We start from the raw sequence: 16,305 nt of genomic DNA, 5'->3' as shown, positions 1-16,305 counted from the left end.
GTGTGGCCCGTGACAGATCAGGCGGTGGACACGGACGGCGCGAAAGTGTCGTCGGCAGGGCAGCGACCGGCTGCCGGGTCCGCTCCTACCAAGGGTCAGTTCCTCGGCCGTACAAGAGAGTTGAAGGAACTCCGGGCCGACATCGAACGCGCCGGACTGGACACCCTCGCGGGCCGCAAAGCCCCTCGCGCACGGGTTCTGCTGATCGCCGGCAAGCCCGGCTCGGGCCGCACCGCGCTCGCCGAGGAACTCGTCCGGCAGGTCGCCGAGAGTTACCCGGACGCGGTGCTGCGGGCCCGGCTCGCCGAACCCGACGGCACCCCGGTGCCCACCGAGCGCACCGCGCGGGACCTTCTCACGGCCCTGGAACTGCCCGCGCCGCCCGGGGCCGGCGCCGAGGACCTGAGCGCGGCGGTGCGCGACGCCCTCGCCACCCGCCGCGCCGTGCTCCTGCTCGACGACGCGGCCGACGCCGAGCAGGTCGACGTCCTGCTGCCCGACACCCCCGAGTGCCTGGTGGTCGCCGTCTCCGGAGGGCCGCTGACCGGCATCGCGGACGTCCGCCCCTGCACCCTGGGCGGCCTCGACACCAAGTCCGCGCTGGAACTCCTGGAGCGCTTCGCGGGCTCGGTCCGCATCACCGTCGACCCGCTCGCCGCCGAGGGGCTGGTCGAGGAGTGCGCGGGCCAGCCCAGCGCCCTGGTGCTGGCGGGCGGCTGGCTCGCGGCCCGCCCCACCTCGGCCGTCGCCGACCTCGCCAAGCAGCTGCGCGCGGACGGCGAGGAGGGCTCGCCGTCCGCGCGGATCTTCCGGCTCACGTACGCCGGGCTGCCCGCCGCCGCCGCGCGGACCCTGCGACTGCTCTCGCTCGCGCCGGCCGGGCTCGTCGACCCGCACACCGCGTCCGCGCTCGCCGGCTGCTCGGTCGACGCCGCCCGCAGCACGCTGGACGACTTCGCCGCGCTCGGGCTCCTGCGGCCCGTCGAGTCGCCGCTGCCGCAGTACGAGGTCCCCGGCTTCCTGCTGCCGCTGCTGCGCGCCCTCACCGAGAGCGAGGACCGCCCGGCCGAGCTGCAGCTGGCCCGCGCCCGGATGCTGGAGCGGACCGTGCGGCTGCTGGTGTCCTGCCGCGCGATCACCGAGACCGACAGCTCGCCGGCCCGCGAGAAGCTCGCCGGAATGCCCCGCGCGCTGCGCTTCCCGAACCCCAGGGCGGCCGAGGACTGGCTGCGCATCCGGCAGCCCGCGCTGCTGGCCGCCGCCCGGCTCGCGGTCGCCGACGGCGAGCTGGACACCCTGGCCCGCCGCCTGATGGCCGCGCTGGTGCGGGCGCTGGTGGTCCACTTCGGCACCCGGGCCGCGGCCCCCGAGCTCTACGGCATCCACCGGCTCGTCCTCGACGTCGCCGAGCGCCGCAGGCTGCCACGGGAGCGGGCCGCGGCCCTGCTGAACCTGGCCGACCTGGACGAACGCACCGGCCGCACGGCGGCGGCCCTGGCCCGCTACCGGGCCGCGCTCGACGCCGCGCGCGAGGCGAACGACCCGTACGCGACCGGCCGGGCGATGGAATCCGTAGGCGGCGCCCACCTGGAGCTCGGGGACTTCGACCGGGCCGCCGACTGGTACGGCCGGGCGCTCGCCCAGCGCCTGGCACGCGACGAGCGGCTGGACGCCGCCCGGCTCTACGGCCGGATCGCCACCGCGCACACCTACGCGGGCCGCTACGGCGAGGCGCTGCGCAACTGGCGCGCCGCCGTCACCGGACACCGCAGGAACGGCGATGTGGCGGCCCAGGCACGGGCGTTGAGCGAGCTGGCGCGGGTGCAGGAGTACGCGGGGCGGCCGGAGGAGTCGCTGCGCACCTGCCAGGACGCCGTCGAGTGGGCCCGCCGCGCGGAGGACCTGCGGCTGCAGGCCGCGCTGCAGCTCAGGCTCGCCGACACCCTGGACCGGCTCGGCGACCCCGCCGCGGCCCGGCTGCACCGCGGCGCGGCCGAGCGCATGCTGGGTGATGAGCTACCGGAGGGCGCGATGGCCATGGAACAGGGCGCTAACGCCTGCGAAATCCGCAGTACATCCGCAGAAGATTGATGCATTGAAAGGCTAGACAGAGAGAATCCCTTCATTAGACTGGCTCCGCTGCGTTCTTTCGTGGTGTCTCCCGGCGCGCCCGTGCATCCGGGTATGACATGCATTGCCCCGGCTTGCGTCGCCCCGGCCGTGCATAGCCCCAGAACCCTCTGAGTCAAGGACCGTGATCGACGTGAAGGTCGGTATCCCCCGCGAGGTCAAGAACAACGAGTTCCGGGTGGCCATCACCCCGGCCGGCGTCCACGAGCTGGTGCGCCACGGCCACCAGGTCTTCGTCGAGCAGAACGCCGGTGTCGGCTCCTCGATCACGGACGTCGAGTACGTCTCCGCCGGTGCGCAGATCCTCGCCACCGCCGACGAGGTGTGGGCCACGGCCGACCTGCTGCTGAAGGTCAAGGAGCCCATCGCGGAGGAGTACCACCGCCTCCGCAAGGACCAGACGCTCTTCACCTACCTCCACCTGGCCGCCTCCAAGGAGTGCACGGACGCGCTCCTGGAGTCCGGCACCACGGCCATCGCGTACGAAACGGTCGAGCTGCCCAACCGCGCCCTGCCCCTGCTCGCCCCGATGTCCGAGGTCGCGGGCCGGCTCGCCCCGCAGGTCGGCGCCTACCAGCTGATGCGCGCCAACGGGGGCCGCGGGGTGCTGCCGGGCGGCGTTCCCGGCGTGCTGCCCGCCAAGGCCGTCGTCATCGGCGGCGGCGTCTCCGGCTGGAACGCCGCGCAGATCGCCATCGGCATGGGCTTCCAGGTGACCCTGCTCGACCGCGACATCAACAAGCTCAAGGAGGCGGACAAGATCTTCGGCACGAAGATCCAGACCGTCGTCTCCAACGCCTTCGAGCTGGAGAAGGCCTGCCTCGAGGCCGACCTCGTCATCGGCGCCGTCCTGATCCCGGGTGCCAAGGCCCCCAAGCTGGTCACCAACGAACTCGTGTCGCGGATGAAGCCGGGAAGTGTCCTTGTCGACATCGCGATCGACCAGGGCGGCTGTTTCGAGGACTCGCGTCCGACCACGCACGCCGAGCCGACCTTCCCGGTCCACAACTCGGTCTTCTACTGCGTCGCCAACATGCCCGGCGCCGTGCCGAACACCTCGACGTACGCGCTGACCAACGCGACGCTGCCGTACATCGTGGAGCTCGCCAACCGCGGCTGGGCCGAGGCCCTGCGCCGCGACCCCGCGCTGGCCAAGGGCCTCAACACGCATGAGGGCAAGGTCGTTTACCGCGAGGTCGCCGAGGCGCACGGTCTGGAGCACGTGGCGCTGGAGTCCCTGCTCGGCTGACCCGCGCCCGGCCGGCCCGCCGACGCGCGGTCGCGGACCGGCCGCCGAGCAAAAGGCGATACGTCAACACAGGTCGTCAACGTCCCGCATCCGGCCGGACCTTGCCCAGCAAGGTCCGGCCGGATGTGTGTCGGGTCACTTTGCGACACTCGTTCAACTCGCCACGAACGTAACTCTTCGACCGATTCGCACACCGGTGAAACCTGCTGTGCGACGGCCTTACGCCCTTGACAGAGGGGTGTTCGGTTGCCGACACATCGGGTCGGGTCCGGCGGATTGTGTTGCTGCGGAGCGGTGACACGCCATAGAGTCGCCAACCGTCGGCATGGTGCCACGCTGACCTATCGAGAAGTTTCCTGGTCACCAAGGAGGTAAGACGACTTGTGAATGAGTCGACATTTACTCCCGGGGGTGGTCAACCAGGAATGCCGACGCGGGGCCACGGCCCCACGGGGCTCGAGGCTGTCGGCTCCGTCGCTGTCCGAACCTTCGCAGCCCATCAGAGTCCCCGGATGACTCAGACTGCACACCCGAGCATGGATGGCCATCACGTGAACGCCATGGCCGGCAACGGAAGTGGCGAGAACCGCACCCACTTCGCCGACTACGACGAACTGCCCGAGGGGCACTTCTACGACCCCGATGCCGAGTACGAGCCCGATCCGGAGTACGCGGCCACGCTCGCGCCCGACGCGGCCCGCCAGCGCCGTGAGCGCGTCGGCCCGACCGGACGCCCGCTGCCGTACTTCCCGATCCCTGGCCCGCTGACCGACCACGGCCCCGCGAAGATCATCGCGATGTGCAACCAGAAGGGCGGCGTCGGCAAGACGACGTCGACCATCAACCTGGGTGCCGCGCTCGCGGAGTACGGACGCCGGGTCCTGCTCGTCGACTTCGACCCGCAGGGCGCGCTCTCGGTCGGTCTCGGCGTCAACCCGATGGAGCTCGACCTCACCGTCTACAACCTGCTCATGGAGCGGGGCATGGCGGCCGACGAGGTGCTCCTGAAGACGGCGGTCCCGAACATGGACCTGCTGCCCAGCAACATCGACCTGTCCGCCGCCGAGGTGCAGCTGGTCTCCGAGGTCGCGCGCGAGTCCACGCTGCAGCGCGCCCTGAAGCCGCTGATGGCCGACTACGACTACATCGTGATCGACTGTCAGCCCTCGCTGGGCCTGCTCACCGTCAACGCCCTGACGGCGGCGCACAAGGTGATCGTGCCGCTCGAGTGCGAGTTCTTCGCGCTGCGTGGTGTCGCGCTGCTCACCGAGACCATCGAGAAGGTCCAGGAGCGGCTCAACCCCGAGCTGGAGCTCGACGGCATCCTCGCGACCATGTACGACTCCCGTACGGTGCACAGCCGTGAGGTGCTCGCGCGAGTGGTCGAGGCCTTCGACGATCACGTCTACCACACCGTGATCGGCCGGACCGTCCGCTTCCCGGAGACCACCGTCGCCGGTGAGCCGATCACCACGTACGCCTCCAACTCCGTCGGTGCCGCCGCCTATCGCCAGCTCGCCAGGGAGGTGCTCGCCCGGTGTCACGCCGAGTGAGTCTGCCGGGGGCCGACGAACTGTTCCGCACCACCGGGGGCATGGCGCTCCAGGCCTCCAGTCCCACTCGCCGGGCCAACGGTGAGGCCCGGGTGCCGGCTCCGGCCGGCGAGAGCGACCCGGCCGCCGCGGCGGAGGACGCGCCGCACGCGGTGCCCGTCCAAGGCGGCGACGGCGAGGGCGACGAACACGTCGCGGCCGACTCCGACGCCGACGCGGGGGAGTCGCGCAGCAGGGGTACGGCTCCGGAGCGCTCGGCGCGACGCCAGGCGACGCAGGAAGGTTCTGCCGGCGGCTCCGCTGCCGCCCAGCAGCAGTCCCGCAAGCGTCAGCGTGCCGCCAACCGGCGGCCCAGCGGGCGGGAGCGGCACGACGAGAAGATCACGGTGTACGTGTCCGCCGAGGAGCTCATGGACCTCGAACACGCCCGTCTGGTGCTGCGCGGGGAGCACGGGCTCGCGGTCGACCGCGGGCGGATCGTGCGTGAGGCGGTCGCGGTCGTGCTCGCCGATCTCGAATCCCGTGGGGACGCGAGCATTCTCGTACGACGGCTCCGCGGGCGGTAGCGGTAGCCTGCGACGGCTATGACCTCGAACGACGCCCCCGTCCCCGCCGCCGGCTCCGCCGGTCGCCGACGTGTGCTCGGCCGAGGACCGGGGGCCGGTCCGGCTCCCGCCGCACCGCCGGCCGCACCGCCCGCCGGGGAACCGGCCGACGAAGCCGCCGAGGAGTCCGCCGAGCCGGCGATTCCCGCGGAGCCCGAACCAACGACCGGTCCGACGGCGCGTCCCGACCCCGGGTCCTCTCCCGCTCGGGACTCTCCTCCCGCTCCCGACAGCCCGGAAGCCGGAGCCGGAGCCGAGATCTCGGTCACATCCGGGACGTCCGCCGAGCACGGAACCCCCGGCGGGCCGGAGCGCCCCGCCGGGACGCGGTTCGCCGCGGACCCGGAAGCCGTCACCGCCGCCGATTCGGGGATTCTCGCCGAAGCCGAAGCCGAAGCCGAAGCCGAAGCCGAAGCCGAAGCCGAAGCCGAAGCCGGTGACGGTGACGGGGTCTTCAAAGTGCGGTTGGCCAACTTCGAGGGGCCTTTCGACCTGCTGCTGCAGTTGATCTCGAAGCACAAGATGGACGTCACGGAAGTGGCGCTGTCGCGGGTGACCGACGAGTTCATGGCGCACATCAGGGGGATGGGGCCGGACTGGGACCTTGACCAGACGACCGAGTTCCTGGTCGTCGCGGCGACCCTGCTCGACCTCAAGGCCGCGCGGCTGCTGCCTGCCGCCGAGGTCGAGGACGAGGCCGACCTGGCCCTGCTGGAGGCCCGGGACCTCCTGTTCGCCCGGCTGCTGCAGTACCGCGCGTACAAACGGATCGCGGACATCTTCAACGCCCGCCTCGACGAGGAGGCCCGCCGTTATCCCCGTACCGTCGGTCTCGAACCCCACCACGCCGAACTGCTGCCCGAGGTCGTCATCAGCATCGGGGCGGAGGGATTCGCCCGGCTCGCCGTGAAGGCGATGCAGCCCAGGCCCAAGCCGCAGGTGTACGTCGACCACATCCATGCTCCGCTGGTCAGCGTGCGGGAACAGGCGGAGATCGTGGTGGCGCTCCTGCGCGAACGCGGGGAAGCCAGCTTCCGTGACCTCGTCGCGGACACCGCCGACACCCTCACCGTCGTGGCCCGTTTCCTGGCCCTGCTCGAGCTCTACCGGGAGAAGGCGGTCGCCCTCGACCAGGAGGAGGCGCTGGGGGACCTGGTGGTGCGCTGGACGGGTGGGGACAGCGCCGAGGAGCCCAGGGTGACGGACGAGTTCGACCGGCCGCCCGAGACGGCGAAGGAAGACGCCAGGAAGGAGAAGGCGTGAGCGAGCAGACCAGCGGGATCCCGGCGGGCCGGGACACCGTCGCCGACCTCGATCTCCGGCCCGCCCTGGAGGCCGTCCTCATGGTCGTGGACGAACCCGCGACCGAGGAGCACCTCGCGAAGATCCTGGAGCGGCCGAAGCGACAGGTCAGGGACGCGCTGCGGGAGCTGGCCGACGAGTACACCGTCCAGGGCCGGGGCTTCGAGCTGCGGCTCATCGCCGGCGGCTGGCGCTTCTACTCGCGGCCCGCGTACGCGGCGGCCGTGGAACGCTTCGTCCTGGACGGCCAGCAGGCCCGGCTCACCCAGGCCGCGCTGGAGACCCTGGCGGTCGTCGCGTACCGCCAGCCGGTCAGCCGTTCCAGGGTCTCGGCGGTCCGCGGAGTGAACTGTGACGGGGTGATGCGCACCCTCCTGCAGCGCGGTCTGGTCGAGGAGGCGGGCACGGAACCCGAAACAGGTGCGATCCTGTACACGACGACGAACTACTTCCTGGAGCGAATGGGCCTGCGCGGTCTGGACGAGCTCCCGGAGCTCGCACCCTTCCTTCCGGAAGCGGACGCGATCGAGGCCGAGACGCAGGAAGGCGTTCCGTCGTTCGACCCGGATGCTCCTGACGCTCCGGGGACAGACGACGACGCAGACGACCAGACGGAACTTTGATGCGAAGCAGCGGCAGCGGTAGCGGTAGCGGTAGCGGTAGGAACAGCGGCGGGCGCGGCAACTACCGCGGAGACGGCGGGGGCGCCGGACGGCCGAAGGCCGGGGCAGGGCGCGACGACAAGCCGAAGCGCGAGAGCAAGCCCCGTCCCGAGGAGCGCCGCTACGACGTGGGTCCCGGCGCCTCCAAGGAGGGCCCGAAGTCCGGGCGCGGCAACGCGGCCCGCGGCGGCGCCAAGGGCGGCCCGAAGCAGGGCCAGCAGCGCGGCGGCCGTACGGAGCCCGCGCGCTCCCGTGAGTACGAGACGCGGGCCGAGGAGCGCAACCGGGACCGGTACGCGGGCAAGCCCGACGTCAAGGTGCCCAAGACCTTCCCGGGCGCCGAGCAGGAGGGCGAGCGTCTGCAGAAGGTGCTGGCGCGCGCGGGCTACGGCTCCCGGCGTGCCTGTGAGGAGCTCGTCGAGCAGGCCCGGGTCGAGGTCAACGGCGAGATCGTCATGGAACAGGGGCTGCGCGTCGACCCCGAGAAGGACGAGATCCGCGTCGACGGTCTGACCGTCGCCACGCAGTCGTACCAGTTCTTCTCGCTGAACAAGCCCGCCGGTGTCGTCTCCACCATGGAGGACACCGAGGGCCGGCAGTGCCTCGGGGACTACGTGACGAACCGCGAGACGCGGCTCTTCCACGTCGGGCGGCTCGACACCGAGACCGAGGGCGTCATCCTGCTCACCAACCACGGCGAGCTGGCGCACCGGCTGACCCACCCGAAGTACGGCGTGAAGAAGGTCTACCTCGCGCACATCGTGGGCCCGATCCCTCGTGACCTGGGCAAGCGGCTCAAGGACGGCATCCAGCTGGAGGACGGGTACGCGAAGGCGGACCACTTCCGTGTCGTCGAGCAGACCGGCAAGAACTACCTGGTCGAGGTGACCCTCCACGAGGGCCGCAAGCACATCGTGCGCCGCATGCTCGCCGAGGCCGGCTTCCCGGTGGACAAGCTCGTACGCGTCGCCTTCGGCCCGATCACCCTCGGCGACCAGAAGTCGGGCTGGCTGCGCCGACTGTCGAACACCGAGGTCGGCATGCTCATGAACGAGGTCGACCTCTAGAGCGTCCGTCGCTCGCGACACCCTTCGTTCGCGACCCCGTCGTTTCGGCCGGTCCCGGGAGTGCCCCGGGGCCGGCCGACGCGTTTCCGCCCGCGGCCGGGGTGCTTCCACGCCTGGGGAGGCCCTGACGGCCCTGGAGCGGTGCACGGGCACTCTTTCCCGCCTCCCGGCTCCACGGGCCGTCAGCAGGGCGCCAGGAGCCGCAGCGGCTCCATCACGGACGCGCGCCGTCGTGCGCCCGGCTCGGGCCGTCGTGCGCCCGGCTCGAAACGGGGTGGGCCACTGGTGACCGGAGGGTTGTGGCCGTCGCCCCGCGCTCTTTATAGTCGTAGTGACTATTACTCGTGGTCGCGCCGAGGGGATCCGTCGCTCGGGCCGCCGTGAGTCGCGTGGACGTGGAGGCGGGGACGGGTGGGTGTGCACGTGCGGCAGGGCCGCTCGTCCGGCGGCAGCGCGCCCGAGGGCTACGACAAGTACGCGTTCGAACCCTTCGCGGTGACCGTGGACCTGGCCGTCCTGACGATCCGTTCCGACGCGCTCGAGGTGCTGCTGGTCGAGCGGGGGCAGGAGCCGTACGCGGGCCACTGGGCACTGCCCGGCGGATTCGTGCTGCCGGCCGAGTCCGCGGAGACGGCCGCCCGGCGCGAGCTCGCCGAGGAGACCGGCCTGTCGGACGACTCGCGGCTGCACCTGGAGCAGCTGCGGACCTACAGCGACCCCGGCCGCGACCCGAGAATGCGCGTCGTCTCCGTCGCGTTCGCCGCGCTGCTCCCCGACCCTCCGGAGCCGCACGGCGGCGGTGACGCGGCGCAGGCCCGGTGGCAGCCGTACGGCACGTCCGGTCCGCTCGCCTTCGACCACGACCGCATCCTCGCCGACGCCCACGAACGCGTCGGCGCCAAGCTCGAGTACACCTGTCTCGCCACCTCCTTCTGCCCGCCCGAGTTCACCCTCGGGGAGCTGCAGCGGGTCTACGAGACGGTGTGGGGCACCGCGCTCGACCGGCCCAACTTCCGGCGCAAGGTCCTCGCCACGCCGGGCTTCGTCGAACCGATTCCCGGGGCCGCTCGCCTCACCGGAGGCCGCGGCAAACCCGCCGCGCTCTACCGCGCGGGCGGCGCCACCGCCCTGCACCCGCCCCTGCTGCGCCCCCCTTCGGAAGGACGGCCCTGATGACCACCATCCCGACGCTCGCGAAGCACGCCGCCACCGGGTCCCTGCTGGGCCTCGCCCTCGGCGACGCGCTGGGCTTCCCGACCGAGTTCAACGACATACCGTCGATCCTCGTCAAGTGCGGCCCCTGGCGGGAGATGGCACTGCCCAGGCCCGCGATCGTCACCGACGACACCCAGATGACGCTGGCGCTGGGGCGGGGCCTGCGCACGGCCATGGACCGCGGCCTGCTCGGACCGCTGCGGATGGAACGGCCGGTGCGCGAGGAGTTCGTGGACTGGTACCAGTCGCCGGAGAACAACCGCGCGCCCGGCCGCACCTGCCTCGTCGCCTGCAACCTCCTGAAGGACGAGAGCCGCCCCTGGCAGGACGCCAGCCAGATCGGTTCCAAAGGATGCGGCGCCAACATGCGGGTGGCTCCCGTGGGTCTCGTTCCGGGGCTGAGCGACGAACAGCGGGCGGGCGCGGCGCAGTTGCAGGCGGCGCTCACCCACGGCCATCCCACCGCGCTCGCCGCCTCCGACCTCACCGCCCACGCCGTCCGGCTCCTCGTGCAGGGTGCCGAGCCCGCGGACTTGGTCGGGCTGCTGCGCGCGTACGCCGAGGAGAACCGCGGGCACTACCACGCCCGGTGGCTCGGCGATCTGTGGACCCGCAGCCAGGACCCCACGCCGGAGCACTTCATCCAGCGCGGCTGGGACGACTGCCTGGGCGCGCTGGACCGGCTCCGGGACGCCCTGCGCGCGCCCTCGCCCGAGACCGACCCCTGCCTGGCCACCGGGGAGGGCTGGATCGCCGAGGAGGCGCTCACCACCGGCCTGCTCTGCTTCCTGCTCTTCGTCGACGAGCCCGTCACCGCGCTGCGCCGGGCGGCCTGCACCTCCGGCGACTCCGACTCCATCGCCTGTCTGACGGGCGCGTTCGCGGGTGCCCACCACGGCTCGGACATCTGGCCGACCGAGTGGGCCGACCGCATCGAATACCAGAGCGACCTCATGTCGCTGGGAGCGCTCTGGGATGCTTGACGGATGATCGACGACGTCCTGGGCATCGACCTCTCCGCGGTGGTGGCGGAGCAGCCGGACCCCGTGCTGTTCGCCACCGTCTCCGGGGCACACCTGTACGGCTTCCCCTCGCGCGACTCGGACGTCGACCTGCGGGGTGTGCACCTGCTGCCGGCGGCCGAACTGGTCGGGCTGCGCGAGCCGGAGGAGACCCGGTCGCGGATGTGGGACCGGGACGGTGTCGAGATGGACCTCGTCACCCACGACCTGCGCAAGTTCGTACGGCTGATGCTGCGGCGCAACGGCTATGTGCTGGAGCAGCTGCTCTCGCCCCTGGTCGTGCGCACCGGTGAGGCCCACCGAGAGCTGGTCTCGCTCGCCCCGGGGGTCCTCACCCGTCATCACGCCCACCACTACCGGGGGTTCGCCACGACACAGTGGCGGCTCTTCGGGAAGACCGGTGAACTCAAGCCGCTGCTCTACACGTTCCGGGTGCTGCTCACCGGCGTCCATCTGATGCGCAGCGGCGAGGTGCAGGCCGATCTGCGCGCGCTCGCCGAGGAGGCGGGCGCTCCCTCGTACCTGCGGGATCTGATGGCGGCGAAGGCGGAGCGGGAGCACGGAGCCGCGGAGGTCGACCACGCGCGCGTGGCGGACGACGTGGAGCGGCTGCACGCTCTGCTGGACGAGGCGCAGCAGGCCTCAGCGCTGCCGGACACCCCGTCCGTGCACGACGCCCTGCACGCGTTCGTCGTCCGGGTGCGCCTGGCGGACGCCGGGGTCGGCGCGACGGGCTGAGGCGCGGCGGACGCCGACCAGGAAGTCGTCGACGCGGGCATGGTCCGGCTCGGCCGGCAGCGGACTGCGCGCGTCGGCCTCGTCGGCCTCCGCCGCCAGTCGGCTCATCCACGTCTCCACCCGGCTCCACGGGACCTCGCCCCGCTTCACGGCGAGCAGCGGTTCGCGCTGCTCGCCGACGTCGATGGTCAGGGTGCCGGTGCGCAGCAGGTCGCGGGAGGACATGAGGAGGCGGAGGAGGTGCATCGCGTGCTTCCAGCGCGGGGCGCCGTACCGGCGGACGTCGGCCTCCAGCTTCTTGTGCTGGCCCTGCGCGTAGCGGGCGAACGTCTCGTGGGTCCGGCGGGAGAGGAAGGCGTCGCGCAGGGTGAGCAGTGCGCGGCCCGTCTCGTCGGCGTACTCGACGAGGGGGGAGTGGAGGCACTCCAGAATGTTCGGGTTGGCGCGCAGCGCGAGGACGCAGAACCGCTCCAGCTCCCAGCTGAACTGTTCCTCGGCCGGGCCCTCGACGTGTGTCGGCGGCTTCTCGATGCGCCAGAACAGCGGGGTCGGGGCGAGGAACACGCCCCGACGGTCCGTGTCGCTGTCGTCGGTGGCCAGGCCGAAGGCGCGCGATCCCATCACGCAGGAGTAGATCGTGTGGTCGCGCACCAGGGCCTCGGATCGCATGTCCGGGAGCCTACGGGGTGGTTCAGGCCAGGCGAATCGAGTTTCCCTCCACGGTGATGCGCTCGGCGGGCAGGGGCCTCGGGGCGGGGCCCGCCACCACCGAGGCGTCGGTGATGCGGTACTTGCTGCCGTGGCAGGGGCAGTCGATCGTGCCGTCGGCGACCGTGCTCACCGTGCAGCCCTGATGGGTGCAGATCGCCGAGAAGGCCTTGAACTCGCCCTTCGTGGGCTGGGTGACCACGACCTTGCGGTCCTTGAAGATCTTGCCGCCGCCGACCGGGATGTCGCTCGTACTGGCGAGCTCGGCGCCACCGGCGGCGCCGGACGTGGGTGCTGAGGCGGCCGGCGAGGCGGACGCCTGCGAACTGCCGCCGCTGTCGCCGTACTTGCTGCACCCCACGAGCAGGGCGGCGGCCGCGCCCGTGCCGAGAACGGTGCGCCGCGCCGGGGGGTTGGTCATGTCGTCACTCCGAACGTACGGAAGAACCAGAGAGCCGACGTCAGCCAGATGACGGTGAGGACCGCGAAGACGAGTCCTCCGGCCACGGGCAGCAGCCAGCCGGGCAGTCGCTCCGAGCGGAGCAGGAGCATTTTGGCACTGAATGCCCCGAAGAAGAAGCATCCGAGGAGCGAGTGCCACAGCACGCGCGGCTCGTACGTCTGGAATCCCAGCGCGTAGAGGCAGTGCACCGCGACGGGGACCGCCACCAGGAAAGCGACCCGCCCGGACCAGCGGTGCAGGGCCGGAGCCCAGCCCGGGCCCGGCAGTCTCCCGTACACCATGAACGCCGAGACCAACTGGACGAGCGCGAAGGCGAACGCCGTGCTGGCCAGCCACGACTTCACGGCGCTCGTGCTGCTGAACCCCGCGAGATTGAAGGCGGTCCCGGTCGGGTGGTGCGTCCTGCCGTACGCGCCGAGGCCGACCGCGACGGCCGCGGCCACCAGGGCCGGGACGAGATAGCGCGCCGGGTGCGGGCGGCGGTGGGCGGGCGGGGGAGCGGGGTAGCCCTGCGTGGCGGCGTTCGGATCCGCGGTCATATCGGCTCCCTGGTCGGGAAAGGGCCGGGAAGGGGCGGGGATGGGTTCCTGGTCGGGAAGGGGCGTCGAGCGGGTCACGGCGTCGAGCGGGTCATGGAGTCGTCGAGCGGGGCACGGCGTCGAGCGGTCACGGCGTGACGGGGCGTGCGGTGAGCTTCTTTCCGTCGACCGTGACGGCGCCGGTCTCCGGGTCGATCACGGGTGCCGCGGAGGGTTCGCCGTCGCGGTCGAGAATGCCGACCTGCCTGCCGCCGGGCAGCACGATCCAGCCGCCGTCCAGCTCGGCGCCGCGCACCGTGGCCGTCGCGCGGTAGAGCCCGGACGGCTTGACCGCCTTGTCGGCCGTGAAGGCGTAGCGCTGCCCGCCGAGGTGGACGGTGCCGCGGATCCGCCTGCCGTCCCGCAGTGTGCCGTCGAGTTCCGCGCCGTTCTTTCCGGTGAGTCTCATCGTGCCGTCGTCCTCGACGTCGCCCTTGAGCCACGACTCCTTGTCATGGCCGTCGCAGAAGTACGCGATCGCGCGGCCGTCGCGCAGCGAGACGGCGACGGCCGAGGAGTCGTCGTCGGTGCGGCCCGCGTAGTCGGCGTTCGGCAGGGGGCTCGCGGACGGCGACGCCGACGGTGACGGGCTCGGCGGTGACGTGGACTTCTCGGGCGTCGCGCTCGCAGGGGGCGCGGCGGCGGGCGTCCGCGGACGGGACGACGACGCGTTCCTCACCCCCGTCGTCGCGTTGAGCGACAGCATGAACACGGCGAGAAGCAGTCCGGCGAGAAGGGTGAGCAGGGGTCCTGGGCGCTTCATACGGGCCTCCCCCGAGGCGGTCTTCTGCCATCAGAGCGGACCGGCGCCGCGGCGTCCAGAGGCGCACGGGCGCATTCTCACCACAAGTAGCGGAATGGGATGATTCAAGTGACATTGGCCGAGTCCGAGGCCGGAGGTGTCCCACCCCCGGCCGCACTCTCCGAAAGGCGTCGTCCCACGGCGGACAACGATCTCGGCAGCCTGCCCGGCAGTCCCCTCGGAGGCGGGCAGGGCGGTGCCTCCGGCGGGGGCGACATCCTGGGCTCGCTGCCCCGGTCCCTGACCAACGGCCAGGGCGGCGGCGGCAACCCGCTGGGCGGGCTGATGGACATGCTCACGAAGTCGGGGCCGGCGGACCGGGCACAGTCGTGGATCGGCACCGGCGAGAACAAGCCCGTCTCCGCCGAACAGGTCGCGCAGGCGCTGCCCGCCGACACCCTCCAGGAGGTCGCCGCCCGGACCGGCGTCAGCTCGGAGGAGGCCGCGGACCAGATCGCCCGGTACCTGCCGCGGGCGGTCGACAAGCTGACCCCGGGCGGCGAGCTGCCGCGGTCCGGCGCCTCCCTGGAGGACCCCGTCAAGCAGCGGTCGCTCTGAACCGTGGCCGGTGGCCGGTGGCCCGTGCGCGGTGCCCGTCTCGTCAGGCGGGCGCCGCGCACCGGCGCGGCGGCGGGCTGACTACGCTGGTGTGACAGACGTGTACGCAGATCAGCGAGGAGCATTGTCGTGGCGGTACGAGCGGTCCGGGGCGCCGTCCAACTGGAACGGGACGAGGCCGGCCACATGGAGGAGCAGGTCGGCGAGCTGCTCACCGCCGTCCTGGAGCGGAACGGTCTCACCGCGGACGACCTGATCAGCGTCTGGTTCACCGCGACGCCCGATCTGCACAGCGACTTCCCGGCGGCCGCGGCCCGCAAGCTGGGTATCGTCGACGTACCGCTGATCTGCGCGCAGGAGCTGGACATCGAGGGCGCGATGCCCCGCGTCGTACGGATCCTCGCGCACATCGAGTCCGACAAGCCCCGTGCCGACATCGCGCACGTCTACCTGGGCACCGCGGGCGCCCTGCGCAAGGACATCGCCCAGTGAGAACCGCACTCGTCATCGGAACCGGTCTGATCGGCACGTCGGCGGCGCTCGCGCTCGCCCAGCGGGGCGTCGCCGTCCACCTCACCGACCACGACCCGGATCAGGCCCGAACGGCGGCCGCGCTCGGCGCCGGCACCGACGAGCCGCCCACCGGGCCCGTGGACCTCGCGATCGTCGCGGCCCCGCCCGCGCACGTGGCGGCGACGCTCGCGGACGCCATGCGGCGCGGGGCGGCGCGCGGCTATCTCGACGTGGCGAGCGTCAAGGGCGGCCCGCGCCGCGAGCTGGAGGCCCTCGGCCTCGACCTCTCCGCGTACATCGGCTCGCACCCCATGTCGGGCCGCGAGAAGTCGGGCCCGCTGGCCGCGACGGGTGACCTCTTCGAGGGCCGCCCCTGGGTCCTGACACCCACCCGGGACACGGACACCGAGGTCCTGAACCTCGCGCTGGAACTGGTGTCGCTCTGCCGCGCCCTCCCCGTCGTCATGGACGCCGACGCCCACGACCGCGCGGTCGCGCTCGTCTCGCACATGCCGCACCTGGTGTCGAGCATGGTCGCCGCGCGTCTGCAGCACGCGGAGGAGGCGGCGGTACGGCTCTGCGGGCAGGGAATCCGCGACGTGACGAGGATCGCGGCCTCGGACCCCCGGATGTGGATCGACATCCTCTCCGCGAACCCGGGACCGGTCGCCGACCTCCTCGCGGACGTCTCCGCCGACCTCGACGAGACGGTCCTGGCGCTGCGTGCCCTCCAGTCCTCCGACGAGGCCAAGCGCCGCGAGGGCGCCGGCGGCATCGAGGACATGCTGCGCCGCGGCAACGCGGGCCAGGTACGGGTCCCCGGCAAGCACGGCGCCGCCCCGTTGACGTACGAGACGGTCGCCGTCCTCATCGACGACCAGCCCGGCCAGCTGGCCCGCATCTTCGCCGACGCCGGAGCGGCCGGCGTCAACATCGAGGACGTACGCATCGAGCACGCGACGGGCCGGCAGGCCGGTCTGGTCCAGCTGATGGTCGAGCCCAAGGCGGTGCCCGTGCTGAGCGCGGCGCTGCGGGACCGGGGCTGGGCGCTGCGGCAGTAGGGCGACCGCCGGGTGCGGGGCCTTCGCGGCGCGCGCCGGAGGGGGCCGGTGGCGGGGAGCGGCGACAGGGCCAGTAATA

At 72.2% G+C, this 16,305-nt stretch carries 17 protein-coding genes; 13 read left to right on the top strand and 4 right to left on the bottom strand.

Annotation, left to right across the window (positions count from 1 at the left end):
- Positions 1-9: 9 nt before the first annotated feature.
- From OHB41_RS12800 to OHB41_RS12755, 10 genes are all read left to right on the top strand, one after another.
- The gene (locus OHB41_RS12800) at positions 10-2,091 is read left to right on the top strand and encodes a tetratricopeptide repeat protein (protein WP_266698094.1); all 2,082 of its coding nucleotides are present in this window, start codon (positions 10-12) and stop codon (positions 2,089-2,091) included.
- A 163-nt stretch (positions 2,092-2,254) separates the two neighbouring features.
- Positions 2,255-3,379 carry an alanine dehydrogenase gene (ald, locus tag OHB41_RS12795; RefSeq protein WP_266698093.1) on the top strand — a complete coding sequence of 375 codons (1,125 nt, stop codon included), beginning with the start codon at positions 2,255-2,257 and terminating at the stop codon, positions 3,377-3,379.
- A 425-nt stretch (positions 3,380-3,804) separates the two neighbouring features.
- Entirely contained in the window at positions 3,805-4,932 is a 1,128-nt protein-coding gene (locus OHB41_RS12790; RefSeq protein ID WP_266698092.1) for a ParA family protein, read from the top strand.
- Entirely contained in the window at positions 4,917-5,498 is a 582-nt protein-coding gene (locus tag OHB41_RS12785) for a hypothetical protein (RefSeq protein ID WP_266698091.1), read from the top strand. The genes OHB41_RS12790 and OHB41_RS12785 overlap by 16 nt, the downstream gene beginning before the upstream one ends.
- Before the next feature lie 18 nt (positions 5,499-5,516).
- On the top strand, positions 5,517-6,800 hold the full coding sequence (locus OHB41_RS12780; RefSeq protein WP_266698090.1) for a segregation and condensation protein A: 1,284 nt from the start codon (positions 5,517-5,519) through the stop codon (positions 6,798-6,800).
- Positions 6,797-7,462 carry an SMC-Scp complex subunit ScpB gene (scpB, locus tag OHB41_RS12775; RefSeq protein WP_266698089.1) on the top strand — a complete coding sequence of 222 codons (666 nt, stop codon included), beginning with the start codon at positions 6,797-6,799 and terminating at the stop codon, positions 7,460-7,462. Before OHB41_RS12780 ends, scpB begins: the two co-directional genes overlap by 4 nt.
- Positions 7,462-8,568, top strand: coding sequence for a pseudouridine synthase (locus OHB41_RS12770; RefSeq protein WP_266698088.1), 1,107 nt, complete (start codon positions 7,462-7,464; stop codon positions 8,566-8,568). Before scpB ends, OHB41_RS12770 begins: the two co-directional genes overlap by 1 nt.
- Positions 8,569-8,985: 417 nt before the next feature.
- On the top strand, positions 8,986-9,741 hold the full coding sequence (locus tag OHB41_RS12765; RefSeq protein ID WP_266705827.1) for an NUDIX hydrolase: 756 nt from the start codon (positions 8,986-8,988) through the stop codon (positions 9,739-9,741).
- Entirely contained in the window at positions 9,741-10,766 is a 1,026-nt protein-coding gene (locus OHB41_RS12760) for an ADP-ribosylglycohydrolase family protein (protein WP_266698087.1), read from the top strand. Before OHB41_RS12765 ends, OHB41_RS12760 begins: the two co-directional genes overlap by 1 nt.
- 3 nt (positions 10,767-10,769) lie before the next feature.
- Positions 10,770-11,543, top strand: a complete 774-nt coding sequence (locus tag OHB41_RS12755) for a nucleotidyltransferase domain-containing protein (RefSeq protein ID WP_526024911.1) — start codon at positions 10,770-10,772, stop codon at positions 11,541-11,543.
- Here the strand turns inward: OHB41_RS12755 and OHB41_RS12750 are convergent.
- The 4 genes from OHB41_RS12750 to OHB41_RS12735 all read right to left on the bottom strand — a co-directional run bounded on the left by OHB41_RS12750 (position 11,448) and on the right by OHB41_RS12735 (position 14,055).
- Positions 11,448-12,212, bottom strand: coding sequence for a nucleotidyltransferase domain-containing protein (locus OHB41_RS12750; protein ID WP_266698086.1), 765 nt, complete (start codon positions 12,210-12,212; stop codon positions 11,448-11,450). The two genes, OHB41_RS12755 and OHB41_RS12750, sit on opposite strands and share 96 nt — an antisense overlap.
- Positions 12,213-12,234: 22 nt before the next feature.
- Complete coding sequence (locus OHB41_RS12745) at positions 12,235-12,672, bottom strand: Rieske (2Fe-2S) protein (protein WP_266698085.1); 438 nt, start codon at positions 12,670-12,672, stop codon at positions 12,235-12,237.
- The gene (locus tag OHB41_RS12740) at positions 12,669-13,253 is read right to left on the bottom strand and encodes a DUF6529 family protein (RefSeq protein WP_266698084.1); all 585 of its coding nucleotides are present in this window, start codon (positions 13,251-13,253) and stop codon (positions 12,669-12,671) included. The genes OHB41_RS12745 and OHB41_RS12740 overlap by 4 nt, the downstream gene beginning before the upstream one ends.
- 127 nt (positions 13,254-13,380) lie before the next feature.
- Complete coding sequence (locus tag OHB41_RS12735; protein ID WP_266698083.1) at positions 13,381-14,055, bottom strand: hypothetical protein; 675 nt, start codon at positions 14,053-14,055, stop codon at positions 13,381-13,383.
- A gap of 99 nt (positions 14,056-14,154) precedes the next feature.
- On the opposite strand from OHB41_RS12735, the gene OHB41_RS12730 reads away from it, so the two are divergent.
- The 3 genes from OHB41_RS12730 to OHB41_RS12720 all read left to right on the top strand — a co-directional run bounded on the left by OHB41_RS12730 (position 14,155) and on the right by OHB41_RS12720 (position 16,226).
- Positions 14,155-14,652, top strand: a complete 498-nt coding sequence (locus OHB41_RS12730; protein ID WP_266698082.1) for a YidB family protein — start codon at positions 14,155-14,157, stop codon at positions 14,650-14,652.
- A gap of 129 nt (positions 14,653-14,781) precedes the next feature.
- The gene (aroH, locus tag OHB41_RS12725) at positions 14,782-15,144 is read left to right on the top strand and encodes a chorismate mutase (protein ID WP_266698081.1); all 363 of its coding nucleotides are present in this window, start codon (positions 14,782-14,784) and stop codon (positions 15,142-15,144) included.
- Positions 15,141-16,226 (top strand): prephenate dehydrogenase, encoded by a 1,086-nt coding sequence (locus OHB41_RS12720; RefSeq protein ID WP_266698080.1) that lies wholly within the window; start codon positions 15,141-15,143, stop codon positions 16,224-16,226. The genes aroH and OHB41_RS12720 overlap by 4 nt, the downstream gene beginning before the upstream one ends.
- Positions 16,227-16,305 lie beyond the last annotated feature (79 nt).

It is taken from the genome of Streptomyces sp. NBC_01571, from assembly GCF_026339875.1.
Taxonomy (GTDB): Bacteria; Actinomycetota; Actinomycetes; order Streptomycetales; family Streptomycetaceae; genus Streptomyces.
This window is presented reverse-complemented; position numbering and strand designations above follow the sequence as displayed.